The sequence below is a fragment of the Candidatus Poriferisocius sp. genome, from assembly GCF_965208355.1.
In the GTDB taxonomy this organism is placed as follows: Bacteria; Actinomycetota; Acidimicrobiia; order Acidimicrobiales; family Bin134; genus Poriferisocius.
This window is the reverse complement of sequence record NZ_CBDBOM010000003.1, coordinates 3,012,143-3,037,154: the sequence shown is the minus strand read 5'-3', so window position 1 is coordinate 3,037,154 and position 25,012 is coordinate 3,012,143. Positions and strand designations below refer to the sequence as shown.

The 25,012-nt window shown below is 65.6% G+C and carries 24 protein-coding genes; 6 read left to right on the top strand and 18 right to left on the bottom strand.

All coding sequences use genetic code 11. From position 1 onward, the window contains the following. Positions 1-4: 4 nt before the first annotated feature. Positions 5-1,471: an aldehyde dehydrogenase gene (locus ACOGXH_RS15400; RefSeq protein ID WP_419929969.1), complete on the bottom strand. Its 1,467-nt coding sequence runs from the start codon at positions 1,469-1,471 to the stop codon at positions 5-7. A 4-nt stretch (positions 1,472-1,475) separates the two neighbouring features. Continuing rightward, positions 1,476-2,360: a fumarylacetoacetate hydrolase family protein gene (locus tag ACOGXH_RS15395; RefSeq protein ID WP_419929968.1), complete on the bottom strand. Its 885-nt coding sequence runs from the start codon at positions 2,358-2,360 to the stop codon at positions 1,476-1,478. Positions 2,361-2,385: 25 nt separating this feature from the next. Here ACOGXH_RS15395 and ACOGXH_RS15390 point away from each other — a divergent pair, with 25 nt between their 5' ends. Then, positions 2,386-2,892, top strand: coding sequence for a MarR family winged helix-turn-helix transcriptional regulator (locus ACOGXH_RS15390; protein WP_419929967.1), 507 nt, complete (start codon positions 2,386-2,388; stop codon positions 2,890-2,892). Between the two features lie 2 nt (positions 2,893-2,894). Here the strand turns inward: ACOGXH_RS15390 and ACOGXH_RS15385 are convergent, their stop codons facing one another. The 13 genes from ACOGXH_RS15385 to ACOGXH_RS15325 all read right to left on the bottom strand — a co-directional run bounded on the left by ACOGXH_RS15385 (position 2,895) and on the right by ACOGXH_RS15325 (position 17,204). Then, positions 2,895-4,358 (bottom strand): aldehyde dehydrogenase, encoded by a 1,464-nt coding sequence (locus ACOGXH_RS15385; protein WP_419929966.1) that lies wholly within the window; start codon positions 4,356-4,358, stop codon positions 2,895-2,897. Then, positions 4,358-4,597, bottom strand: coding sequence for a ferredoxin (locus tag ACOGXH_RS15380; RefSeq protein WP_419929965.1), 240 nt, complete (start codon positions 4,595-4,597; stop codon positions 4,358-4,360). The genes ACOGXH_RS15385 and ACOGXH_RS15380 overlap by 1 nt, the downstream gene beginning before the upstream one ends. Further along, positions 4,594-5,853 carry a cytochrome P450 gene (locus ACOGXH_RS15375; protein WP_419929964.1) on the bottom strand — a complete coding sequence of 420 codons (1,260 nt, stop codon included), beginning with the start codon at positions 5,851-5,853 and terminating at the stop codon, positions 4,594-4,596. The genes ACOGXH_RS15380 and ACOGXH_RS15375 overlap by 4 nt, the downstream gene beginning before the upstream one ends. A gap of 1 nt (position 5,854) precedes the next feature. Continuing rightward, complete coding sequence (locus ACOGXH_RS15370) at positions 5,855-7,198, bottom strand: glutamine synthetase family protein (protein WP_419929963.1); 1,344 nt, start codon at positions 7,196-7,198, stop codon at positions 5,855-5,857. Between the two features lie 23 nt (positions 7,199-7,221). Then, the gene (locus tag ACOGXH_RS15365) at positions 7,222-8,202 is read right to left on the bottom strand and encodes an alcohol dehydrogenase catalytic domain-containing protein (RefSeq protein WP_419929962.1); all 981 of its coding nucleotides are present in this window, start codon (positions 8,200-8,202) and stop codon (positions 7,222-7,224) included. A 1-nt stretch (position 8,203) separates the two neighbouring features. Then, the gene (locus ACOGXH_RS15360) at positions 8,204-9,370 is read right to left on the bottom strand and encodes an acyl-CoA dehydrogenase family protein (protein WP_419929961.1); all 1,167 of its coding nucleotides are present in this window, start codon (positions 9,368-9,370) and stop codon (positions 8,204-8,206) included. Beyond that, positions 9,371-10,063, bottom strand: a complete 693-nt coding sequence (locus tag ACOGXH_RS15355) for a GntR family transcriptional regulator (protein WP_419929960.1) — start codon at positions 10,061-10,063, stop codon at positions 9,371-9,373. It lies immediately after the preceding gene. After that, the gene (locus ACOGXH_RS15350) at positions 10,060-11,952 is read right to left on the bottom strand and encodes an ATP-binding cassette domain-containing protein (RefSeq protein ID WP_419929959.1); all 1,893 of its coding nucleotides are present in this window, start codon (positions 11,950-11,952) and stop codon (positions 10,060-10,062) included. Before ACOGXH_RS15350 ends, ACOGXH_RS15355 begins: the two co-directional genes overlap by 4 nt. Continuing rightward, entirely contained in the window at positions 11,952-12,839 is an 888-nt protein-coding gene (locus ACOGXH_RS15345) for a branched-chain amino acid ABC transporter permease (RefSeq protein WP_419929958.1), read from the bottom strand. The genes ACOGXH_RS15350 and ACOGXH_RS15345 overlap by 1 nt, the downstream gene beginning before the upstream one ends. Then, the gene (locus ACOGXH_RS15340; protein WP_419929957.1) at positions 12,836-13,546 is read right to left on the bottom strand and encodes an ABC transporter ATP-binding protein; all 711 of its coding nucleotides are present in this window, start codon (positions 13,544-13,546) and stop codon (positions 12,836-12,838) included. Before ACOGXH_RS15340 ends, ACOGXH_RS15345 begins: the two co-directional genes overlap by 4 nt. Before the next feature lie 47 nt (positions 13,547-13,593). Beyond that, positions 13,594-14,817, bottom strand: coding sequence for an ABC transporter substrate-binding protein (locus ACOGXH_RS15335; protein ID WP_419929956.1), 1,224 nt, complete (start codon positions 14,815-14,817; stop codon positions 13,594-13,596). Between the two features lie 117 nt (positions 14,818-14,934). Next, positions 14,935-15,975 carry a peptidase M29 gene (locus ACOGXH_RS15330; protein WP_419930389.1) on the bottom strand — a complete coding sequence of 347 codons (1,041 nt, stop codon included), beginning with the start codon at positions 15,973-15,975 and terminating at the stop codon, positions 14,935-14,937. Between the two features lie 17 nt (positions 15,976-15,992). After that, positions 15,993-17,204 (bottom strand): acyl-CoA dehydrogenase family protein, encoded by a 1,212-nt coding sequence (locus ACOGXH_RS15325; protein WP_419929955.1) that lies wholly within the window; start codon positions 17,202-17,204, stop codon positions 15,993-15,995. Positions 17,205-17,324: 120 nt separating this feature from the next. On the opposite strand from ACOGXH_RS15325, the gene ACOGXH_RS15320 reads away from it, so the two are divergent. The 4 genes from ACOGXH_RS15320 to ACOGXH_RS15305 are packed head-to-tail and all read left to right on the top strand — an operon-like array spanning position 17,325 to position 20,975. After that, the gene (locus ACOGXH_RS15320) at positions 17,325-18,140 is read left to right on the top strand and encodes an acetoacetate decarboxylase family protein (protein ID WP_419929954.1); all 816 of its coding nucleotides are present in this window, start codon (positions 17,325-17,327) and stop codon (positions 18,138-18,140) included. Next, positions 18,140-19,411: a cytochrome P450 gene (locus tag ACOGXH_RS15315; protein WP_419929953.1), complete on the top strand. Its 1,272-nt coding sequence runs from the start codon at positions 18,140-18,142 to the stop codon at positions 19,409-19,411. The genes ACOGXH_RS15320 and ACOGXH_RS15315 overlap by 1 nt, the downstream gene beginning before the upstream one ends. Beyond that, positions 19,411-20,271, top strand: coding sequence for a catechol 1,2-dioxygenase (locus ACOGXH_RS15310; RefSeq protein WP_419929952.1), 861 nt, complete (start codon positions 19,411-19,413; stop codon positions 20,269-20,271). The genes ACOGXH_RS15315 and ACOGXH_RS15310 overlap by 1 nt, the downstream gene beginning before the upstream one ends. After that, entirely contained in the window at positions 20,268-20,975 is a 708-nt protein-coding gene (locus ACOGXH_RS15305) for a type 1 glutamine amidotransferase (protein ID WP_419929951.1), read from the top strand. The genes ACOGXH_RS15310 and ACOGXH_RS15305 overlap by 4 nt, the downstream gene beginning before the upstream one ends. 21 nt (positions 20,976-20,996) lie before the next feature. On the opposite strand, the gene ACOGXH_RS15300 is transcribed toward ACOGXH_RS15305, so the two are convergent. Continuing rightward, entirely contained in the window at positions 20,997-22,310 is a 1,314-nt protein-coding gene (locus ACOGXH_RS15300; RefSeq protein ID WP_419929950.1) for a glutamine synthetase family protein, read from the bottom strand. 48 nt (positions 22,311-22,358) lie between these two features. Then, positions 22,359-23,162, bottom strand: a complete 804-nt coding sequence (locus tag ACOGXH_RS15295) for an alpha/beta fold hydrolase (protein WP_419929949.1) — start codon at positions 23,160-23,162, stop codon at positions 22,359-22,361. A gap of 51 nt (positions 23,163-23,213) precedes the next feature. On the opposite strand from ACOGXH_RS15295, the gene ACOGXH_RS15290 reads away from it, so the two are divergent. Further along, positions 23,214-23,921: a gamma-glutamyl-gamma-aminobutyrate hydrolase family protein gene (locus ACOGXH_RS15290; protein WP_419929948.1), complete on the top strand. Its 708-nt coding sequence runs from the start codon at positions 23,214-23,216 to the stop codon at positions 23,919-23,921. On the opposite strand, the gene ACOGXH_RS15285 is transcribed toward ACOGXH_RS15290, so the two are convergent. After that, positions 23,918-24,943: a sterol methyltransferase gene (locus ACOGXH_RS15285; RefSeq protein WP_419929947.1), complete on the bottom strand. Its 1,026-nt coding sequence runs from the start codon at positions 24,941-24,943 to the stop codon at positions 23,918-23,920. The genes ACOGXH_RS15290 and ACOGXH_RS15285 overlap by 4 nt on opposite strands. Positions 24,944-25,012: the final 69 nt, after the last annotated feature.

The window sequence follows — 25,012 nt, the reverse complement described above, 5'->3', positions numbered from 1 at the left end:
GCGTTCACTTGGTGGTGTCGTCGAGGATCATCAGGGTTTTGATGTCGCTGTGGAAGTCGAGGGCGTAGTCGCCGCCCTCCCGGCCGATTCCGGAGATGCCGCAGCCGCCGAATGGGGCGGTGAGGTCGCGCACCAAGAAGGTGTTGACCCACACCAGACCGGCCCGCACCGCCGCGCCCACCCGTTCGGCCCTTGACTGTGACGCTGTCCAGATCTGGGCCGACAGGCCGTAGTCGGTGCTGTTGGCCAAGGCGATCGCCTCGGCCTCATCGGCGAATGTCTGGAGAGTGAGCACCGGGCCGAAGATCTCCCGCTGCACCACCTCGCTGTCGTTGGACACCGGTTCGATAAGCGTCGGCTGGTAGTGGAGGCTGCCGTCAATCGGTTGGCCACCCCGCACAACGATGTCGCCCGCCTCCCGGGCCCGCTCCACGAATCCGTGGACCCGGTCGCGGTGGTCGGGGTGGGCCAGCGGGGCAATGTCGGTGGCCGGATCCCGGGGGTCGCCCAGCACCAGCGCGTCGGCGTGGTGGTGGAACCGCTCCAGAAACTCGTCTCGGATTTCGGCGGCCACCAGCAGCCGGGTGCCGGCCAGACACACCTGTCCCGAGTCGTCGAACTGCCAGGCCGCTCGGTGGGCGGCAGCGTCGAGATCGGCGTCGGCGAACACCACGAACGGACCCTTGCCGCCCAACTCGGCGGTGAACGGGACGATGTTGGCCGCGGCGGCCCGCCCAATGTGGCGGGCCGTCTCGGGCGATCCGGTGAAGGTGATGCGGCGCACTCGGGGGTCGGCCACCAGCGCGGCGCCCACCTCCTCGCCGATGCCCTGCACCAGGTTGTAGGCGCCGGGCGGGAATCCGGCCTCCAGGGTGAGCTCGGCCAGCAGTGCGGCCGACAGCGGAGACCACTCGGCCGGTTTGTGGATGACGCTGTTTCCGGCGGCCAGCGCAGGGGCCAGCTTCCAGGTGCTGAGCATGAACGGCGCATTCCAGGGGGTGATGACCACCGCCGGGCCAGCGGGCATGCGCTGCACTTGGTTCCGCATGCTCTTGGCGTCCCAGGTGCTGTTCTCGTGCTCGGTGATCAGGTCGGCATAAGTGCGGAAGTTGAGCGCGCCCCGAGCCACCAGCCGCTGCTTCATGGACTCATAGAGAAAGCCCATGTCCAAGGTCTCAACCAGGGCGATGTCGTCGTTGCGGGCCTCAATCAGATCGGCCAGTCGGTGGAGCGCGTCGGCTCGCTCCCCGACGCTGAAGGCGCTCCAGGCCTCGAAGCCCTCCACCGCGGCAGCCACCGCGGCGTCCGCCGTGGCATCGTCGCCCCGAGCGATGTCGGCCAGATGCTCCCACCCCATCGGCGACCGGGTCTCAAACCGCTGAGGCGAGGACACCCACGATCCCCCAATCAAATGGTCGACCGGCACCGACACCCCGCCGACGTCCTGGCGGGTCCCCATGCCAATCTTCACCGCGTTATTCCTCCTCGACAGTGGACTCGTAGTGCTGGGCGCCGGGGCCTTGGGGGGCACGAATGCCCCGAAACTCCCAATCCCCGCCTTTGGCGGTTGACTGCACTTCTTCGGAGTTCGACGGCTGCGCGCCCACGTCGTCCCGGATGGGGGTGGGGCCGGAGACGATGGTGTTGGTGAGCGCGCCCAGGCCCTCCACCTCTACGGTGACCACGTCGCCGGGCTCCACCGGGCGGGAGTAGGCGGGGGTGCCCGACAGCAGGATGTCGCCCGGCACCAGGGTGATGGTCCGGGCGATGTCGGCCACGATGTAGTGCATGTCCCATTCCATCTCGTCGGTGGTGGCGTCCTGCTTGACCTCACCGTTCACGATGGTCTGGATGCGCTTGCCCTGGAAGTCCCAATCGGTGACCAGGCCGGGGCCCACCGGGCACAGGGTGTCGCTGCCCTTCACCCGCAGCATCGACCCGGCATCGGTGTCCCGAAAGTCGTGGAGGCCGTAGTCGTTGGCCACGCTGTAGCCGGCGATGTAGTGACCGGCGTCGGCGGGGGACACGTTGCGGCAGGTCTTGCCGATCACGATGGCGATCTCGCCCTCGTAGTTGAGCCATTCACAGCCGATTGGGCGCACGACGTCGCTTTTGTGGCCGGTTAGTGCGGTGATCGGCTTATGGAAGTAGGTCGGCGCGGGCGGGAGCTTGGTCATGAACTCCTCCACCCGGCTGCGGTAGTTCAGGTGGATGCAGATGATCTTGGTAGGCGTGACCGGCGCCAAATGGACGGCATCATCGATGGTCACCGATCGGCCGTCACCGGAGACCAGCCGGTCTCCAACGCGTTCGACATCGCAAGGATAACCGTCGAGGAGGATGCGGCGGAATTCGGGCATGTCTGGCAATCTACCTAGGGATCCCATGGCGACAGACTCCACTCACGACGAACGCCTCCTTGATGCCGAGGTCGACATCCAGGCTCGGCTGGGTGACCAGCCCCTCGATTTCGACTCGATGCAGGCCATCTCCAACATTTACCGGGCCGCCGCGGCCGTGCGCCGCCGGGCTGAGCGAGAAGTGCTGGCCGAAGCCGGTTTGTCGTGGGGCGGCTTCACCATCATGTGGGTGTTGTGGGTGTGGGGAGAGATGGAAGCCGCTCAACTGGCCTCCGAGTGCGATCTGGCCAAAGGCACGTTGACGGGGATGGTGACCACCCTGGAAAAGCAGGGTCGGGTGGAGCGCACCCGCATGCAGTCGGACCGCCGCCGAGTGACCGTGGCTCTCACCCCGGCCGGACTCCGGACAATTGAGCAGCTGTTTCCCCAGTTCAACGAGTTCGAGGGCAAAATGAGCGGCGGCCTCAGCGTTGCCGAGAAACACGATCTGGCCCGGCTCCTGCGAGCAGTCACGACGAACGCCTCTGAGTAGGGTCATCCGATCACAAACGGGTCGCGGGTGGCGCCGGTGAGCTCGATCCAGACTGTCTTTGTCTGGAGGAAGCCGTCGAGGGCTTCGAGCCCGTTGTCCCGGCCGTAACCTGACTGCTTGAAGCCGCCGAAGGGGGCCATGTAGCTCACGTTGCGGTAAGTGTTTATCCACACCGTGCCCACCCGGAGTGCTCTCGACACTCGGTGGGCCCGGCGGATGTCGTTGGTCCAGATGCCTGCGGCGAGCCCGTAGTCGCTGTCGTTGGCCAGCTTCACCACCTCGTCCTCGTCTTCAAAGTCCAGCACCGCCAGCACCGGGCCGAACACCTCCTCCCGGACGATGGTGGACTGGTTGGTCACCCCGGTAATCACGGTGGGGCGAACGAACCGTCCGCCGAGTTCGGGGTCGACCACACCCCCTGCGGCAATGGTGGCCCCCTCAGTGCGGGCTTGGTCGATCATGGCCAGGATCCGATCCCGCTGAGCGTCAGAGGCCGACGGTCCCATCTCGGTGGCAGTATCGGCAGGATCGCCCAGCACCAGCTCATTGGCTCGGGCCACCACCCGGCCCACCACCTCGTCGACGATGTCCCGGTGGATGTAGGCCCTCGATCCGGCAATGCAGGTCTGACCGCTGGCCGCGAAGATCCCGGCCAGGAGCCCGTTGGTCACCGCTTCGGGGTCGGCATCGGAGAAGATGATCTGGGGCGACTTTCCCCCCAGCTCCAGCACTGTGGGGGTCAGGTTGTCGGCTGCGGCCCGGGCCACGTGCTTGGCGGTGGCTCCGCCGCCGGTGAAGGTGATCTTGTCGATGTCGGAATGAGAAGTGATGGCCGCGCCCACCTCGGCGCCGCCGGTCACCACGTTGATGACCCCGGGGGGAATTCCGGCCTCTGCCGTCCGCTCGGCCAGCAACAGGGCGGTGACCGGGGTGATGTCGGAGGGCTTGACGACCACCGTGCATCCGGCGGCCAAGAGCGGGGCGAGCTTCCAGGTCAACAGGGCCAGCGGCGAGTTCCACGGGACGATGGCGCCCACCACCCCGATGGGCTCGCGCTCGGTGTACACCAAGAAGTTGGGCGACGGGCTGGGCAGCTGCTCCCCGCCGATCTTGTCGGCCATCCCGGCGAAAAAGTCGTAGTAGCCCTGCAAGCCCTTGGCCTGGGCTGACGTCTCGCGGATGATCTTGCCGTTGTCCCGGGTCTCGACCTGGCCCAACAGCTCGGCGTCGCGGGTTAGCAGCTCGCCCAGGCGGCGCATCAGCCGGGCCCGCTCGGTGGCGGCCATGGTGGCCCAGGGGCCGTCGGCGAACGCCCGGCGAGCGGCTCGGACGGCGTCGTCCACAGCGGCCGGGTCGTCGGCCACCTCGGCCCAGGGCTCCCCAGAGAACGGATTGGTTGTGGCCATGCGCCGGCCATTGGGCGGGGGAGCGAATCCCCCGTCGATCCAGTTGTCGTAGGTCTCCATCAAAACTCTCCTTCCACTATGGATATGGCCTGCCCTGGGCAGCGATCCACTACTACATCGGCTCGGTCTCGGGGCAAGAGGCCGTCGCCAACCACCGAGGAAATGACTATGTCGTCGTCCAACTCGAATACTTCAGGTTCGAGCATCTCGCAGACTCCGCCGCCGATGCACAGCTCCCGGTCCACCGCCACCCGAACCATCGCTTCGGCCCTGCCGCCTCTGTCGGCCCCTGCACTCATCGGGTGCCCTTCGGTTGCATGCCCACCGACTGCACGCCGTGGACGAAATTCGACCGGGCTCGCACCGGCTCCGAGGTCTGCTCCAGGCAGATCGACCGCTTGGCCATCTCCTCCAGCAGCACGGTGACTTCCAGCCGGGCCAGAAAGGCCCCTAGGCACAGGTGGGGACCGCCGCCGCCGAAGGCGAAGTGGTCGCTGTTGGCCCGGCTTACGTCGAACCTGAATGGGTTCTCGAACACGGTCTCGTCGCGGTTGGCCGAGGCGTACCACATCACCACCTTGTCGCCCTTGGCGATGCGGGTGCCGGCCAGTTCAGTATCGGTGGTGACCGTGCGCCTCATGTGCATCACCGGGGTGGCCCAACGCAGGATCTCCTCGGCGGCCGACTCGATCATCGACGGGTCGTCGAGCACTCGCTGCCACTCATCGGGATTGGCGGCTAGCGCCAGCGCCCCATGGCTGATGGCGGTGCGGGTGGTCTCATTTCCGGCGAACACCAGCAGGTGGAACATGTTGCGGTACTCGCTCCTCGACATCCGCTCGTCGTCGGATTCGGCCTGAACCAAGTGGGATACCAGATCGTCTTGGGGATCATCTTGGCGCTGTTGGCGCATCCCCTCGCCATACTCGAACAGCGCGTGGCTGGCCGGGCTGTTGAACGGCAGCAGGCGCAACTCGGTGGTATTCCCGAACGCATCGGGGGGAATCGACTGGGCGTCGCCGGTGCCCTCCACCAGGTAGTTGGACAGCTCCACCAGGTAGTCGGCGTCCTCGACCGGTACGCCGAGCATGGTCAAGATCACCTGAATGGGCAGCGGGGCGGCCACCATTTCCACCCAGTCGCCTCCGCCCTGGGCGGTGAACTCGTCGAGCAGTTCGATGGTGATGGCCCGCACCGTCTCCTCCCACCGGCGGATGTTCTTGGGGGTGAAAGCACCGGCCACCAGGCGTCGGAGCCGGGTGTGGTCGGGGGCGTCGGTATCGATCAGCGATCGGCGGGCCTCCAGCGCGTCGGCCTCCAGATCCCACAGGTTGGTATGGCCGATAGCTGAGGAGAACAGCTCGGGGGTCCGGGACACATAGCGCACCTCGGCGTGGCGGGTCACCGCCCAGAAGCCCCCGTCCTCGTAGGGGTGCCAGGCCAGGCCGGAGATGGCCCGCAGTTGGGTGAAGCGGTCGTGGGGGATCCCCTCGAGATACAGGCTGGGCTCGGTGACGTTGGGTGTCTCCACCACGGCGGCCGATGTCGCAGCCATCTCAGCAGTGCTCCGCATACCGGGCCCGCTCCCAGTTGTTCACCTCGTCGGGATGGGGCGAGTTCTCCGCGGCCAACGAAAGCTCGTGGTCGGCCAAGCACAGGAACCCCTCGGAGAACATCTTTCCCAGAAGCTCGGACAGCGGGCTGTTCCGGTAGGTGGCAATAGCCCCGGCCAGATCGGTGGGCAACGCCAGAGAGTCGCCGGGGTCGGCGTACATGTCGCCCTCACTCATGGCCGGCAGAGGCAGTGCCCGCTCGATCCCGTCGAGTCCGGCGGCCAGGATGGCGGCAATCATCAGGTAGGGGTTGGCGTCAGCCCCCGCGGCGCGGTGCTCCACCCGGTTGGCCGCTGAATCGGGCTCGCAGATGCACCGGCAATACACCGAGCGGTTGTCCAGGCCCCAGTGCACGTGGGTGGGCACGAACGTGTAGGGGCGGATGCGCTTGGGTCCGTTGATGGTGGGGGCACCCAGCAGCGTCATGGATTCGGCGTGCTCGAGCAGCCCGGCAACCCAGTGCGCCATGAGCAGGTTGGGCTTGCCGTCGGAGTCGGCAAAGGCGTTGGCCCCGCCCTCGGACAGGCTGGTGTGGATGTGCATGCCCGAACCCGACGGCTCGGTCCACAGCTTGGGCATGAAGGTGGCCCGCATCCCGTGCTGGACGGCCACCTGCTTGACGATGCTCTTGAGCAGCACGGTGTTGTCGGCGCAGGTCATGGCGTCGGCGTGGCCGATGTTGATCTCCATCTGCCCGGGTCCGTACTCGGGGTTGGACGACTCCAATTCCAGCCCAGCGGCCAGCAAACCGTGGCGCATGTCCCGCACGCAGTCCTCCAGCTCCAGGGCGTCGGTGAGCGAGGAGTACTGGATGTGGTTCTGCACCGGCGTCCAGTCGGGAGCACAGATGTAGAACTCAAGTTCGGTGGCCACCACCGGGTCCAAACCGGCTTGGCGGCACCGTTCGATCTGATCGGCCAGCACGTTGCGGGGGGCGGCGAAGTGCGGTTGGCCGTGGGGGTCGAAGGTGTCGGCGAACACCAGGGCATAGCCCGGACGATGCGAGAAGATGCGCCCGGTGGAGACGTCGGGCACGAGGTGGCAGTCGAGAAAGCCCGACTCCATGTTGATGTAGGGGTGATCGGGGAGGTCGTTCTGCATGTCGAACGTGAAGATGGCATCGGCGATGTTGAGGCCGCCATCGACGGTCGTCGAGAAGAACCGCTCCACCGGCACCCGCTTGCCCCGGATATGGCCCAGGGTGTCGAGTGTGGCCACCTCGACGGTGTGAACCTCGGCCTGCTCACAGGCGGTGCGGAAGTCGTCAACGCCGGAAAATTCAGCCATGTTTCAAGTACCTCTCTGACGGTTCAGTTGGCATGGGCTTGGTTGATCAGCAATACCAGTCGGCCTTGGACGTCGCCGGTGCGCAGACGGTCGTGGGCGAGTTGGGCATCGGTGAAGGGCATGGTTTCCACCGGGGCGATGATGGACGGCTCCCGGCGGGCCAAGTCGAGGAGTTCCCCCAGCTGCGGCCGAGTGCCCCAGATGCTGGACATGAAGTGGGCCTCGTGGGGAACGGCCCCAACGCCGAACGGAATGCGGCCGCCGTACAAGCCGACTGCCACCACCAGGCCCTGCCTGGCCACCGCACTGGCCGCTATGGCCAGCGTGGCATCGCTACCCACGAAATCGATCACTGCATCGCACAGCGGCAGCTCGTCGTCAGCGTCAAGCGCCCCGTCGGCGCCCATGGCCAGCGCCGTGGCCCGCTTGTCGGCGGCCCGGTCGAGGACCAGCACTTCGGCGTCGGACAGCAGCTTGAGGTAGCGAAGGGCGAACTGGCCGATCCCGCCGGCGCCGATGACCAGCACCCGGCGCTTCCGACCAGGACGGCGCAGCGTCTCCAGAGTCTGCTGCACCGCCCGGTAGCCGGTGAGGCCCCCGCAGGCCAGCGGCGCGCTGGCCACCGGATCGAGATCGCCCAGCGGATACAGGTACGCCCGATCGGCGATGGCCATGCGCTCGGCATAGCCCCCGTCCACCACCAGGCCGGCCTCGGTGGCATCGGCGCAGATCATCTCGTTGCCGTCGGCGCACTCCCGGCACTGCCCACAGCCCCAGGGGGCGTACACCATCACCGGTCCCAGGTCGGGGTGGAATCCGGTGACCTCGTGGCCCAACACGATGGGCAGGGGACTGGGGAATTCGCCGGCCACCACATGCAGGTCGGAGTGGCACAGCCCGCAGGCAATGACGTCGATGACCTCGGTGCCGTCGGCACCGGGCTCGGGGTAATCGTCCACCACCACGAGGGGCGAATTCCGAGCTTCAAGGACGACGGCCTGCATGTCAATAGCTCTTGGGCAGGCCGAGGCACTTCTGAGCCACGAAGGCCAGCACCAGGTTGTTGTTGACCGGGGCTACTTGATACAGCCGGGTCTCGCGGAACTTGCGCTCGATGTCGTACTCCACCGCGAACCCGAATCCGCCGTGGGTGTTGAGCGCGGCATTCCCGGCCTCCCAGGAGGCCTCCGACGCCAGCAGCTTGGCCATGTTGGCCTCGGCACCGCACGGCTCCCCGGCATCGAACAGGTTGGCCGCCTTCCACCGCATGAGGTCGGCAGCCTCGAGGTTGGCGTAAGCCCGGGCCAGCGGGAATGCCACTCCCTGGTTCATGCCGATGGGCCGTCCGAACACCTCTCGACCCTTGGCGTACTCGCTGGCCCTTTCCAGGAAGAACCGGCCGTCGCCGATGCACTCGGCGGCGATGAGAATCCGCTCGGCGTTCATGCCGTCGAGGATGTGGCGGAAGCCCTGGCCCTCGGTGCCCACCAGGGCATCGCCGGGCACCACCACGTCGTCGAAGAACACCTCGGTGGTGTTGTGGTTCATCATCGTGGGGATGGGGTTGATAGTCAGCCCTGGCACCAGCTCCCCGTTGTCATCTCTCAGCTCGATGAGGAAAACCGACAGGCCATCGGTGCGATTGTCCCCCTCGTCGGCTGGGGCGGTGCGGGCCAGCAGAATCATCAGATCGGAGTACAGCGCCCGCGACGTCCAGATCTTCTGGCCGTTGATGCTCCAGCTGTCCCCATCCCGAACCGCTCGAGTCTGGATAGCGGTGGTCTCCGATCCGGCGGTGGGCTCGGTTACCCCGAAAGCCTGCAATCGCTTGCGCCCGTCGGCCACCAGGGGCAGGTACCGCTGCTTTTGCTCCTCGGACCCGTGGCGCAGCAGGGTGCCCATCACGTACATCTGGGCGTGGCAGGCGCTGGGATTGCCCCCGCTGGCCGAAATCTCCTCCACGATCACCGACGCCCCGGCCAGGCTCAGCCCGCCGCCGCCGTACTGCTCGGGGATGAGCGATCCGAGCCAGCCGTGAGCAGTCAGCTCGGCCACGAACTCCTCGGGGTAGCCGCTGGGCTCGAGCTCACGCCAGTACTCGTTGCCGAACTTGTCGCACAGTCGGCGCACCTCAGTGCGGATGAGTTCGAAGTCGTCGGGTGCGGCGGTCACTCAGTCCTCCCAGAATCCTTGGCGCTCCAGATGAGCCACCGCCGCCATGCCCGACTCGTGGAGGTGATGCTCCATCCGGCGGCGCGCCTCCTCGGGGTCGCGGTCGACGATGGCCTCGAGGATGGCGGCGTGGTGCTGAACGGCCTGAGCGTCCCATCCGTCGGTGAACTCGTAGTAGTCGGCCGGGACCGAGCGCTCCAGCAGGCGAAGGAGCCAGCGGGTCCGGCGGGGAGCGGTGCGGTTGATGATGCGGTGGAAAGCCCAGTTCAGAGCAGAGAGGTCGTCGCTGGTGCCGTCGACGAAACGCTCGTGAATGGCTCGCAGCTGCTCGATCTCATCTTCGCCCAGAGTGTCGGCCGCGATGGCCGCGGCCCGGCCCCCAACCACGCCGAACAGCTCGTAGTGGTCGACGATGTCTTCGGGGGTCAGATCGGCCACCACGGCGCCCCGCCGGGGAATCAGGTCCAACAGGCCTTCCTGGCCGAGGATGACCAGCGCCTCCCGGATCGGGCTCCGGCTCACATCAAGCGCGGCGGCCAGAGCTTCTTGGTCGATCTTGGTTCCCGGCTTCAACGCACCGGTGAGGATCTGCTCCCTCACATAGAGCACCACGTCGTCGGCCAATCCGCCCCGCCGGCGGTTGGGCGGTCGGGTGCCCTGATAGGGATCGGGGAAGACGGCCAGTTCGGTCATGACGCCGCCGATCCGAGGTAGGCGGCCTGCACCGAGGGGTCGGCTTGGATCTCCTCTGGGGTGCCCACCGCGATGACCAAGCCGCGATCGAGGCAGTAGATGCGGTCGCAGATCCCGATGATGAAGTCCAGATCGTGATCGATGACCACCACCCCGGCGCCCACCAGCGCCGCCATGGTCTGGACTTGCTCGACCATGGCCAGCGACTCGGTATCGCTCATTCCCGAAGTGGGCTCGTCGAGCAAGAGGAACAGCGGTCGGGCGGCCGCGGCCCGGGCCAGCTCCAACCGGCGGGAATTGCCGTAGTCGAGTTCGCTGGCCCGCCGGTCCCGGTGGTCCCACAATCCGGCGGCGGCCACCAAAACGTCGGTTTCCGGGGTGGAGCGATCGTCGTGTTCGGCGATGGCCACCAGCCGGGTCACCTCCACGTTCTCCCGAACAGTGAGCGATCCGAACAGCCGGAGATTCTGGAAAGTGCGCACCAGCCCGGCTCGGGCGACCTCATGCGACGGGGTGCCGATGAGGTCAACACCGTTCAACTTCACTTGGCCCGAGGTGGCGGGGACCAGTCCCGTAATGACGTTGAGCATCGTGGTCTTGCCCGCGCCGTTCGGTCCGATGATGCCCACCACTTGGCCGCTGCTCACTTCGAATCCCGACTGGGAGAGCGCTTGGAACCCGCCGAAGACCACGCTGACATCGCCTACCTCGAGCCGGGCCTCCTGGTCGGCATCCATGGTGGCCTGCGGTACCGGGGGCGCGCTTTGGGTCCTGGTGAATCGACGATAGAGCCACTCGTCGAATTCCCAGTCGCTGAGGATTCCCTTGGGCCTCCAGATCATGAAGCCGAGCATGGCCACGCCGAGGAACACGGTTTGGAGGTTCTCCCGGAAGATCCAGTCCAACGGCTCGCTGTCGAGACCGAGGCCGAAGACTTCGAACCCGTCTTGGCCCATTCGGCGGGCCAACTCCCGTCCTACCGTGATCACGGCCACGCCGAACAGCGCCCCGGTGACGCTGTTGCGTCCTCCCACAATGAGCATCGTCAGCGTCAGCAGGGTGAAGAAGAAGAAGAAGTCTTCGGGAAGGAGCGAGCCAGTCTCATAGACCTTCAAGCTGGCCCCTACCGAAACCACGGCCACCGAAGTCAACAGCGCGATCATTTGCTGGACCATGGGGTTCACGCCCATGGCCCGGGCCGCCAGGTCGTCCTCCCGCCCCGCCTTGGCCAGTCGCCCCCGCCGGCTCTGGGCGAAGAGACGGGCCAGCACCAGCGAACCGGCCAGCGCCGAATAGATGGGTACCCGGGTGTCGAGTTTGCCCCCGATGCGGAACGACAGACCGGCGCGCTCACCGCCGGTCAATTCCGGCCAATGGCGGGCCACTTCGTGGGTCACAAACAGCAGGGCGAGCGTGATGACGGTGGCGGCCACCGCCCCCGACTCGGCCCCCGAACGGGCCAGGCCGATGCCCACGAAAAAGGCCACCACCACCGTGACGGCGATGGCGACGCCCACTGCCCCCCAAGAACCCATATCCACATCGGTCAGCCCGAAGGGCGCGTCGGGGATGCGCTTGGCTTTCTCGACTGGGGCAATGGCGAAAATAGCGAACGTGTAGCCGGCAATCGCTCCGAATCCGATGTGGCCGAACGACAGCACTCCAGTGTTCCCGACATAGATCTGGATGCCCAGCACGATGACGGCGTTGATCATGGCGGTGGTGACCAGGCGCTCGCCCGCTCCGCCGAAATAGCTCTGATAGAGCAGCCCGAAGGCAATGAAGACGCCGAACAGGACCCCCACCCCGACGATGGGGAAGGCCACGTCGCGGCGCCAGTTGGGGAACATCCCGGCGTGGGCGGTCGAACGTCCCGTGTCCTCAGCCATCACACTCGCTCCGCGTGGGCTACCCGAATGAGGCCCTGCGGCCTGAAGATGAACAGCAGGGCGATCAGCAAGAACACGAATCCCTCGGTAAGGCTGGCCACCGAATCGGGCAGCCGCGACCGCAAGAGAACCTCAGCTAGGCCGAGCACGAAGCCACCCAGCACTGCGCCTCGCAGACTGCCCAAGCCCCCGATCAGCGCGGCCAACACCCCCTTGAGCATGGGAGTGATCCCGACAGTTGGAGTGGTGTGCCCTGATCGCATGAGCCAAAACACGCCGGCAATACCGGCCAGCAGGCCAGAGAGGGCAAATGCCCCTCGGATCACCGTGTCGGAGCGCACCCCCATGAGCCGGGCGGTATCGAAGTCGGCGGCGGCCGCTCGGAGGGCCAGTCCGAACATGGTGCGCTGAACGAGCCAGGACGTGCCCAGCAGGGTCACCAGAGTCACTCCGATCACCACCGCGTCGTACACCTCAACATTCAGCGAGCCGACTGGGAAGGTGTTGGCAACCCATCCTGGTTCTGAGAACGTCTTGACCGACGCGGACACGTAGAGCAAGAAGATGGCCGACACCACGAAATGGACGCCGAAAGACGTCAACAACAGGGTGAAGTCGGAGCTGCCTCGGACCCGGCTGAATGCAACCCTTTCAATGACGAGCGAGGTGACGATGGCGGTCCCGATGATGACCGGGGCGACCAGGTACCACGACCAGCCCTCGTTGATGGTCCAAAACGCCACATAGCCCGAGACGGTGATCAACTCGCCATGGGCGAAGTTGAGCAGGTGCATGACGCCGAAGATCACCGCCACTCCCAGGGCCAGCAGGGCGTAAATGCTGCCCCGACCCAGGCCGTCGATGAGGTTCTGGAGCAGTTCGGTCATTGCCCGTTGCCTCCGACGAAGGTGTCGAACAGGTCGGGGCGCTCCCGCAACTCTGCTCCCGTCCCTTGGGCCACGATCTCCCCCGACCGCAGCACGTAAGCCCGGTCGGCCGCCTCCAGCATGCGGGTGGCGTTCTGCTCCACCACCAGCAGGGTCCGTCCTTGGCTCCGGAGCGACTCGATCAGCTCGAACACCACATCCACCAGCACAGGAGCCAGCCCCAGCGATGGCTCGTCCATCATCAGCAATCGAGGCTTGGACATCAGGGCCCGGGCGATGGCCAGCTGCTGAGACTCCCCTCCCGAGAGATAGCCTGCGGCCACCGTCCGCTTTTCTCGCAACACCGGGAACCGCTCGCCCATCTCGTCGAGCAATTCGGCTCGCTCGTCGCGGGACTGGGTGATGCCGCCGATCTTCAGGTTTTCCTCCACGGTGAGGTCGCCGAAGATGCGCCGATGCTCGGGGACCAGCGCCACCCCCAGGCGCAGCAGCTTCTCCGGCGAGTGGCCGGTGATGTCAGCGCCCTCGAATGTGACCGATCCGGCTGCGGGGGAGAGCAGCCCGGCAATCGATCCCAACAGTGTGGTCTTGCCCGCGCCGTTGGGCCCGATGAGGCCGACCACCTCACCGGACCCGACGCGCAGTTCAGCGTCTCGAAGCGCTGAGATCGCCCCGTATCGGGTAGTCAATCTCGAGACTTCGAGCATGGGACTAATCGTATGTAAGCATCAGGCCTGAGTTATCCGGCCTGCGGTTACCCGATGGTGGCAACCAGGGTGTCCACGCCATCAACGATACGGTTGATCGGCACGGCCTTGGGCGGGATGCCGTTGGTGCCGGCGAAGGTGATCTCACCAGTCAGGCCTTCGAAGCCCTCGATTTGGGCCACGGCGGCGCCGATGTCGGCTGGCTCGGTGCAGCCGCAGTCCAGGATGCCCTGGATGCCCAGGAACATCGAGTCCACGTACAAAGCCATGAAGCCCCGGCTATCCAGCGCCTCGCCCTTGGCCGCTTCGTAGTCGGCCAGCATGGTGTCGATGCGATCACCAGGGGAGATGCTGGTATGCGGGGTGTGGGCGATGCCCTCGTTGTTGTCCTCGAACTGGATGCCGGTGGCGTCCAGGGCGTCGGTGCCGATGTAAGCGAGGCCGTCGAGGCCTTGGCCCTCGAGTTGGCCCCTCAGTGCGGTGACCTGGAATCCCAGGGCAGCGGAGAACACCACCTCGTTGTTCTGGGAGATGCCAGCGATCTCGTTTACTTGAGCCGAGAAGTCGGTGTCAACGGCCCAGACATAGGTCTGGACACTCACCACTTCGCCGCCCAGTTGCTCGAACTTGGCGATGAAGGCATCAGGGTTCACGCCGGTATAGGGGATGCCTGCACCTTCGGTGAAGACGATTGCTCGGGTGATGCCCTGGTCATAGGCCCACTGGGCCGCGGCACCGGACATGCCGAAGTCATCGAAGGTCACCAGGTACGAATTGTTCGAAGCGTCGGCCAGCGTCGGCTCGGTGGAGGCGGCTACGAACAGCGGGACTTGACCCTCGGTGGTCTGAAGGATCGGCAAGGCGAAGTCGGCGAACGGCGGGCCAATCAAGAAGTGGGCGCCCCAGTCCAGGAGCTCCTGGGTGGCCAGCACGGCGTCGTCGCCCACCTCGGCCACTCGGACCTCGACGGGGGAGCCGTAGATGCCGCCGGTGCAGTTGACCTTTTCGGCGATGAATGGCACCAGCTTCGAACCGGGGATGTCCACAAATCCGACCACGTCACTGAAGTCCATGGCCATGCCCACCCGGATCGGATCACCGGATGGCGCGTCGGCGCAGTTGTTCAGGTCGGCGGCCAGGATGGCGTCGATGTCAATTTCGGCTCCATCAGGCGCCGAGGTGGCTCCTCCGTCGTCGTCATTGCCGCAGGCAGACACCACCAAAGCGAATACCGCCAGCAAAGTGATCAAGAACTTGAACTTGAGTCTCATGAACTCCCCCTCCTCGGTCAGGTTTCGCGAACCTTACGGGAAAAGTCGTTTGGGAGCAAACGACCTTTGTATACAAAATTAAAAATACAGATTATGGCTGATGCTGTCAATGGCTCTTCAAGAAGGCAACAGTTCAGCGGCCAACTCGCCCGCCACCACCACGGGATTGCCGTCCAAAGTCACCGTGCAGCCTCGCATGGGCAGGTCGAAGTGGCCTCGGCAATATCGCCCGGCCACCTCGTTGGCCCCAGTCGAGTACAAGAAGTTGCCGGCGAAGGCCCGAAGCTCGGTCCCGTTGTGGTCGGCCTTGTCCCACAGGGCCATGGCCTCCCACCGGGCCGAGGTGTTCATGCCCCAACCCACGTGGCTTACGGCGTAGGCGTCAGGCTCATCGAAGGCAGCCAGATAGGAGCGGAACAACTCGGCGTCCACCCCGCTCCCCTCGATGGCGGTGATGTAGTCGTCCACCACGGTCAGAGTCACCGGGTCGCGGACGTACTCCTTGAAGGTGAGGTTCACGTCGCCGGGAGCCAGCACCACCGTGCCGTTCACTTTCCCCGAGGCCGGGAACGCCAGCACCAGACCGCCGGGCCAGTGGGCGATGGTCCCTGGATCGGTACACCAGCCGTGCGACCCGGCCCGCACCGCGCCGGCGAGGTCGACGGTCAGGTCGGTGCCCGCGTCGGAGACCACCTCCATCACTTCGGACTGCTCCAACAGGGCGACCCCGGCAGCCACTCGATCAGCCAGGGCCGGATCATGGGGCCACCGCTCGGTGTTCTCGGGATGCTCGTTGGAGATCATCAGCACCCGGGCGCCACCGGCCAGGATCTGGCCTAGCTCGGGAGCGTGGAGCAGCCCCTCCACCGTGCAGTCCACGATGAACTCGGCGTTGGTCAGCGCCCCCATTGCCGCCGGGTTGGCGGCCAGCGCCACCGACGCCCCGGTGGAGCGGATGGGCAGCGGCCCCGGGTTGGGCGGGGTGGTGACCACGACGTCGACGGGGGTAACCCCGCATTGCGACAGGGCCAGGCGGGCAGTCTGCACGATCTCGGGTCGGCTCCGGGTCTCCGACAGCACTACCGCAATCTCGGTCGGCACCAGCCTGCAGGCTTCGAACTGCTCGGCGTATCGCCTCACCCAGGTGCTCTCGATCATCGATGCTCGCCCCCTGCTCACACCGGGTTCTCAGTGGCGTCGTCGAAAAGGCCGGCCCGGCCCAAGCGCTCCAGGCACACATCCATACTCCAGGGGTGCATGGCTGCGCCGCATCGGGCGTCGCGGTAGAACTGCTCCAAGCGAGACGGCCGCAGCAGCGCCCGTCCCCCGCACACCCGCAGCGCCAAAGAGGCCAGTTGGGGGGCGCCATCCATGGTGGAGACCATCGAGCTCCACGCCCGCCGCACCGCATCTGGCTCAGGATCGACGCCAGACTCGGCCAGCACTCGATAGCACAGCGCTTGGGCCCGGTCGTAGATGAGGTTCATTTCGGCCCAGCCCTGCTGCTTGATGGGGTTGGAGCGCCGGGCGGTGGTTTCGCCGTCTCCGATGAGGTATTCGGCGGTGGCGTCCATGATGGCTCCCATCAGGCCGAGGTAGGCGAACGACAGGGTCATGAAGAAGTACGGCCAGCGGGCCGCGGCCTGATCGAACATCCCCGTGGGGATCCACTCCCGCTCGGCGGGGACGAACACATCCTCCAGCACCAGGTTTCGGGAATCGGTGGCCCGCATGCCCAGTGAATCCCACTCGCCCTCGATGTGCAGGCCGTCGGAGTCGGCGGCCACCCCCAGCAGGCGCACCCGGGGGTCGCCTTCGACGACGCACACGACGTTGTGGATGTCGGCCGCCCCGCTGAGCGAAGCGAATATCTTCCGACCGCTTACCCGGTAGCCATTGTCAACGGGAACGGCGGTGGTGGCGTACCCCTCGGTGGCCCCAGCGGCGATCCCCTCGGAGAAAGGCTGGCTGTGGATGCGTCCATGCTCGACGATGCCCTGCCACAGCTCGGCCCGACGTGAGAGCAGCGCGGACCGATCTTGGGAGTCGAGCTCCATGTCGTCGGCGATCTGGCCCACCAGCAGCGTGGTGCACACGTGCATGTTGAACGTCAGCCCGGTGGCGGCACAGTGTCGCCCAAGTTCCTCGGACGCCAGGGCATAGCCCACGAAGTCGGCGCCCAAGCCGCCTGCTGACTTGGGAATGCAAATGGCCAGCAGGCCGGCCTCGGCCAAGTCCTGCCAATTCTCATAGGGAAAGGACGCATCGCGGTCGTACTTGGCCGAGCGAGCCGCCAGCGCGGGGCCGAGCGCTCGAACCCGCTCCACGACGGCTTCCCGCTCTGGGGTCAGCACACCGTCTCGCGCCGCGAGATCGCCAAGCGTCACTGGGTTGCCTCGCATTTTTCGGTAGCAAAACCGTTTTCCACAGCCTCGACTCTATTTCCAGGATGGTCTGGAGCGTTAGCCCAGTTGAATCGTTTGGTACCAAACAAATATACTGCCGACGTGGCCGAACTCGAGGGGTTTATGTATCCCCGTACGCCGACTGGCGCCGGAAGCATTCTGCCCGGTCCGCCGTGGCACTACTCGGGCGACATGTTGACCGTGGAGTTCCGCACCGATCCGGCCAATGTGGCCGAACTCCTTCCCGAGCCGCTGAAGCTGGTCGACGACGATCCCGGTGCCGTGGCCCTCATCTGGGCCGATTGGCAGAGTTGCGGCGACAGTTTCGAGGAGATCCTCGATCCGGCCCGAGCCCAGTACAAAGAGGTGTTCTTGGTGGTGCGATGCTCCTATCGGGGCCAGATCTTCAGCCGGGCGGCCTACATCTGGGTAGACAAGGACTTCGCCATGGCCCGGGGCCACATCCAGGGCTATCCCAAGAAGATGAGCGAGATCTGGATGACCCGGCCGGTGGCCTACGGCAAGGCCGGACCCCGCCTCGAGCCCGGCGGTCAATTCGGCGCCACCCTCAGCACATGGGGGCGGCGGATCGCTGAGGCCCGGTTCACCATCTGGGGCACCGCTGAGTCGCCCGGGTTCGTCAACAGCCATCCCATGCTGCACAGCCGTCAAATGCCGGCCATCGAGATGGACGGGCGTGACTCTCTGGACGAGCTGGTGACCATGCGGGGCTATGACGCCGACCTCGGCCCCGTGTTCAGCGGCGACGCGGAGCTGGTGCTGCCGGAGAATCCCACCGAGGAGCTCACCCGCTTGGCGCCCTTCGAGGTGATCGGCGGCTACTACCGGCAAGTGGGCAACTCGATGGCTGGGGGCACCACGCTGTGGGCCGCCCCCAACCCAATGGAATCCGAGTGATGGCCGAGCCAGCCTTTGTCGATGACTACCTGGCCGACCTCGGCCCCGACGACGCAGACATCACCGACCACGACACGTATGTAGCCGGCGTCCCCCACGCCACGTTCTCCCGGCTGCGGGCCGAAGATCCGGTGCATTGGACCGAGGAGGCCGATGGCGCCGGTTTTTGGTCGATCCTGCGCTACGACGACTGCCTGGCGGTGAGCCGCGACGTCGAGACGTTCACGTCGTCACTGGGCATCCGCCTGGAGGAGATGGACGCCGAGCAGACCGAGGCCCGGCGGACCATGATGGAGATGGACCCGCCCGAGCACACCCGGCTGCGGCGCCTGGTGAACAAGGGCTTCACCCGCCGGACCGTCGAGACCTTCGAGGATTCCATTCGGGAGCTGGTGGGGGAGGTGCTCGACAAAGCGCTGGCCAACGACGAGTTCGACTTCGTCCACGACATCGCCGAGGAGCTCCCCATGAGGATGCTCGGTCGTCTGCTCGGCACCGACGATGAAGACGGCCGCAATCTGGTGGCTTGGGGCGATGCGCTGCTGGGCAATACCGATCCCGATTTCACCGACTACCCGGTTGACCTCACCGACACCGAGCAGTTCCGGATGGTGCCGTTTCGCAGCCCCGCCGCCATCGAGATTTTCCAGTACGCCCAGGAGGAGGCCGCCGATCGGCGGGTCTGCCCCCGAGACGACATCATCACCAAGCTGCTGGCCCCCACCATCGACGGCGATCCGCTCACCGATCTGGAGTTCAACAACTTCTTCACGCTGCTGGTGGCCGCGGGAAACGACACCACCCGCTACACCATGACCCACGGCATGTGGACCATGCTGAACCATCCCCATCTCTGGGAGGCGTGGAGGTCTGATCCCAGGCTGACCCCCACTGCGGTAGAAGAGATTCTCCGCACCGGGTCGGTCACCATGCACTTCCGCCGCACGGCCACCCGCGACCTGGAGATGCGGGGCTCGTCGATCCGGGCGGGCGACAAGGTGGTCATCTGGTTCATTTCCGCCGACCACGACCCCGAGGGCTTTGAGCGACCGTTTCGATTCGACTTGGGCCGGGAGCCCAACGACCACATGGCGTTCGGCCGCAACGGGCCTCATCTGTGCCTCGGAGCCTGGCTGGCCCGAATGGAGGTGAGGCTGGTGTTCGAGGAGTTGATGAAGCGGGTGAGCCGTTTGGAATCCGCCGGCCCCATCGATCGGCTGCGCTCCAACTTCATCTCGGGGATCAAGCGGCTTCCGGTGAAGGTGATTTGATGGGGGAGATTGTTGGGGCTGGTCTGATCTCCCACGTGCCCCCGCTAGTGATGCCCGAGGCGATTCGCCGCGAGCTCAACAACGGCGAGGACACCACGCTCTATCAGGGTCTCCACGAGTTGGGTGCCCAGCGGCTGGCCCCGCTGGCGGCCGACACCGTGGTGGTGGTGGACACCCATTGGTTCACCACCGTCGAGCACATCGTGACCTCCCACGATCGCCGCTGCGGACTGTTCACTTCCGAAGAGCTGCCCCGGGGTATGTGCCAGATGCCCTATGACATGCCCGGCGACAGGGAGCTGGCCGAGGTGTGGGCCGCCCAGGCCGCCGGGCGGGACGACACCTGGATCACCGCTATCGACGACCCCTTCCTGCCGGTGCACTATCCCACCATCAACCTGCTGCGGTTCTTGCAAGGCAATGAGGCTTGGGTTTCAGCGGGCATTTGCCAGACCGCCGAGCCGGACGACTTCCTGCTGTTCGGCGAGCTGTTGGCCCAGGCGGTGGCCGCTTTGGACCGCCGGGTAGTGGTGCTGGCCAGCGGCGGCCTGAGCCACCGGTTCTGGCCGCTGAGGCAATTCCGCGACCACGAGGCCGCCGATCCCGCGCTCCACCTCCGCACCCCTGAGGCCAGAGCCGCCGACGAGCGTGTCATCGACTCCCTCATCAAGGGCGATCATGCCGGGGTGCTCGACTTCTTGCCCGAGTTCTCCACCCATGCGCCCGAGGGATTCTTCGGCCACTACATGACCATGGTTGGCGCCCTGGGCGGGACGGCCTGCACCGTTCCCGGCGAGCAGTTCGGTGAATATGAGTCGGTCGCCGGAACCGGCCAAGTACATCTATGGTTCAGCCCGTGAAGCGCGCCCTGGCCATTGCCCACGAGTTGGACGGCCTCCCCGGCCAGATTGCCACTCGCTTGCGCCAGCGGGACTATGAGGTTCACATCCACGTGGTGACCCACGACTACGACCACCCCAACGTCTCTGTGCCCTTCCCGTCCAGAGACGATTACGACCTGCTGTTGCCGATGGGTTCAGTACGCACGCTCACGAACAAGGACGAGATCGACTCCTGGATCTACGACGAGCTTGAGATGATCAAACAAGCCCATGACGAAGGGCAACCCGTTTTGGGGATCTGCTTTGGCGGTCAGCTGATCTCCGAGGCGCTGGGCGGCATAGTCGAGGTGTCCCCGGTGACCGAGATCGGCTGGTTTGAGCTTGACGACGGCGAGGACGGCCCCAACCCCGCTGGGCCGGGGCCATGGATGCAGTGGCACCACGACCGGTTCACAGCGCCCCCCGGCGCCGAGGTGCTGGCCCGCAACGACAGTTCGGTGCAGCTCATCAGGATCGGACCCACGGTAGGAACGCAGTTCCATCCCGAGGTCGACGTGGCCCACGTCGAGTCGTTCCTCCGCCTCGCCCCCCAGGACTACTTGGACGAGTGCGGGGTGGACTTCGACCAGCTCATGGAGGAGACCCGCCAGCACGAGATGGCCAACATCAAGCAGTGCCACGCCTTTGTCGACTGGTACCTGGACGAGGTGCTCGCCGACTGAACCGGCCCCCAGCCGAACCGCTCAGTGGTACATGAGGTATTCGTCGAGCTCCCACTGGGTCACCTCGCCGCCGGGCTTGTCTTCGCCCACCGCAGCGATATAGCGCTCCCATTCAGCCTGTTTGTTGGCGATGAAGTTCTGGCACAGGTCGTCGCCCACCGCGGCCATCAGCGCAGGATCGGCCGTGAGATGCTCCAGCGCCACGGCCAGGCTGGGTGCCGCTCCCACATCGGTGTTGACCTCTTCGAAACCGTCAGATGTGAGTGGGTCGGGGCACTCCAAGCCATCGACCACGCCGAGCCGGGCAGCTTGGAGGACGGTGGCCACCCCCAGGTGGATGTTGACCGCTCCGTCGCCCACCCGGTTTTCGATCCGCGTGGCATTCCCCCTCGCCTCGGGTATCCGGTTGGCCGCGCAGCGGTGATCGTGACCCCAGTTGGCCCAGTAGCCGTTGAGCTCTGCCGGCTGGAGACGCCGGTAGGCGTTCACCGTGGGGGCGCACAGCGCGGTGAGGCCCTGGTGATGGGCAACCAGGCCGGCCAAGCATCCTTTGGCCAACCTAGACAGGCCGTCATCGGCTGAGGGGTCGTTGAAGGCGTTCTGGCCGTCGCCGTCGACCAGCGAGAAGTTCACGTGTACGCCGCTGCCGGCCACACCGACGAAGGGCTTGCCCAGAAACGTGAGGTCCAAGCCGTGGGCCAGGGCCACCTCCCGAGCCAGTACCCGGAACAAGAAGGCTTCGTCGGCCGCCTTGAGGGCGTCGTCGTATTCCAGCGTCAATTCGAACTGCGACTCGTCGTACTCGGCGTTGATGCTCTCCAGCGGAAAGCCGCATTCCCAGGCGATGCGCATAATGTCGTCGAGCAACCCGACCGGATCGGCTGAGCGGCCGGTGCCGTAGACGAACGACCGGGGAGTGTCCCACCGCTCCCAGCCACCCTGCCCGTCGGGCTGGAGCACATAGGCCTCGAACTCGATGCCCACCTTGGGTGCATAGCCGAGCTCGGCCCAATCGGCGATGGCCTGCTGGAGGGCATAGCGGGCTGAGACGGCATAGGGCAGCCCCCTGAAGTCCAGATGGCCGACGACCACACCGGTGGCGTCGTCCTCCCAGCTAGGGCGCACCTCGTCGGGGTCGAAGGAGGCCACCACGTCGGGGAGCCCTTCCAGCAGATAGGCGCCGGGGGCCGGGATCAGGCTGCGGTCGTACCCGAGGGCGAATGTGGTGATGCAGTGCCCGGTGCCCTGTTCGGCCAGATGGACGGGCAGATACTTGCCCCGGGCCAGGCCGAGATGGTCGGGCCACAGCACGCGAATCCGGTCGTAGTCGCTCATGGGGTGGTTCCTCTCATGACGAAGATGCCGCCAATTCGTCAAAGCCCATCATGGCTGAGTCGCCGGGAGCGAACCCAAGAACTCGCGGACGAGGTCATTGAACGCCTCGGGAGCTTCCGCCGGGCTGACGTGGCCCGCCGCCGGGATTATCTCCAGGCGGCTGTCTCCGATTGCGGCGTGAAGTTCCTCGCTGTAGGCCGGCGGGGTCTCTTCGTCGAGGTCGCCCACGATCACCAGTGTGGGCACGGTGATCTCACCAAGTTGGTGGCGTACATCGTGAGTGGGCAACAGCTGGCAGGCGGCCCGGAACCCAGCCTCGGGGACGCGGGTGAAGGCCGCAATGGTGCGGTCGCGCTCGACGCCCTCGAACCCTGGGGCGGTGATGCTGTCGATGACAGGTGCAGCGATGTCGGCCAGCAGAAGTCCGGCATCGATCATCTCGGTGCGCTCCTGGCGCCATTGTTCAGGGTCGGTCCCATCGCCCCCGAATACGGCGCTGGTGTCAGCCAGCACCAGCGATCGGACTCGCGTGGGATAGCGCAGGGCGGTGTGCAGGGCATGGTGCCCGCCGAACGACAAGCCGCACAGATGGGCGGAATCCACTTCCAGTTGGTCGAGCAGTTCAGCAATTGCGTCGGCGATGGCCTCGAAGGTGAGCGGGCTCACCGGGGACGACGCGCCGTAGCCGGGCATGTCCCACGCCACGCAGCGCCACTGGTCGCTGAGCGACTCGAGTTGGGGCTCCCACGCAGTCCGCGATCCGCCCAGGCCGTGGAGAAAGACCACCACATCGCCCTCGCCGGCCTCCCGCCAGGCAATGGTGTCGTCGACGTCTCGAATCGAGGAATCCACCACAATCCAAACTATCTTTGACAGTGAGAGCGTTTGGAAGCGAACAATTCGATGGCCACTAGACCCCCCTTGATAGGACTGCCGGGCCGGCGCAAGCGAGCCTTGGAGATGTCTGGCTTTCCCGAGGTCTTCGACGACCGTGATGTCGACCTGTACTTCGCCGACTACGCCCGCGGCGTCATGGAGGCCGGGGGCATTCCCGTTCACCTGCCCATTGAGGTCGATCCGGCGGTCGTGGGTGAGCGCCTCGACGGGATCGTCCTTCCCGGGGGGACCGACATCGACCCGATTCGCTACGGAGCTGAACCCCATCCCGAGCTGCTGACCCCTGAACAGGAGCGCGATGACCTGGAGCTCGGGCTGCTATCGGCTGCGATGGATGCCGATATCCCCGTCCTCGGCATCTGCCGGGGCATTCAGGTCATCAACGTCCACCAGGGAGGCACGCTGCACCAGCACGTTCCTGAGCACGGCCGCTTCGATCTTCCCATCGACACCGCCATCCACCAGGTGAGCTTCGTCGAGGGATCGATTCTGGGCGAGCTGTACGGCCCGTCTGCTCAGGTCAACAGCCTCCATCACCAAACGGTGGATCAGCTCGGCCGCGACCTGACCGTCACCGCAAAGTCCGACGACGGCGCCATCGAGGGCTTGGAGATGGGCGATCTGGTGGTGGCCGTCCAATGGCACCCCGAGATGATGCCCACCCGCCCCACCGACCCGATCTTCGGCTGGTTGGTCGAACGGGCCCGCCGCTAGTCCGGCTTGCGGGCGTGAATGAAGTACGCCGGCGTGAAGATGCCGAGCTTGCCGGCCTCGGCCAAGCCCGAAGCGCCGATGTTCAAGGTCTCTGAGACCCGAACCGCACCAGGCGGCACCACTCGGAGTGCCTCTAGGGCCCTCAGCGAATTGTGGGTGATCCATCGGCCTATAGCCGAGGCACGAATGCCGGTCAGGGAGAAGCCAGGGGTTACCAGGGGTTGATACCAAGGAATTGATGGACCGCCCTGGGCATCGAGATCCGTTGTCTCCAAGACCTCGAAGCCCACCGATTTCAACGCATGGTCAACGGTTGGCAGATCGTCGAGGTCGGTCAGGCCGGTTCCCAATAGGAGGTCGTTCTTGATTTTGAGGTGGTGGGGATTGTCAGCGTCGAAGCGATCTGTCAGACACCATTCGTAAGCGGCGAAGCACGCGCCGGGCTTCAGCAATCGATAAGCCTCGCCGTAGATGCTGACTTTGTCCGGGGCGCAGCAGGTGGCTTCGATTCCGTACACCGCGTCGAACGACTCGTCGGGTGCGTCGACGTTCAAGAAATCGCAGTGCAGGAAGTCGGCCAAATGGGATAGCTGTGCTTCTTTCGCCAGCTTCCGGGCCCGTTCGAGTTGGTAGGCATTGCTGTTCACGCCGACGATCTTGGCCCCAGAAAATCGGGCAATCTCCAAGAGCGGCCCGCCGATACCGCAACCGAGGTCGGCCACCACCATTCCAGGTGAAAGAGCGAGCTTGTGGGCCAAATAGTGCTCGTGGCGCCGGATGGATGCCTCCAAGCTCTCACCGGGGACGCGGGGGGCAAAATGGAATGACCTGCCCCACCCGTATTCGTAGAAGTCCGTTGCCACGTCGTAGTAGAGATTGTTGAACTCTTCGTGGTCGTGTTTCCCGACGCCAGGCTTGCTCTCCTTGACCGTCTTGAATCGGCGTTGATACTCACGGATGGTCGAGTCGACCCCTAAAGCTGCCTCTTTGTCTTTCAGCAGGTTGGCGAGCCTGGCAAGCAATGAACCCCTCCAATATGAGCTTCGACGGTGTTAGCACTGGCGGCCACACCGACGGGCTAGCCTAACGGT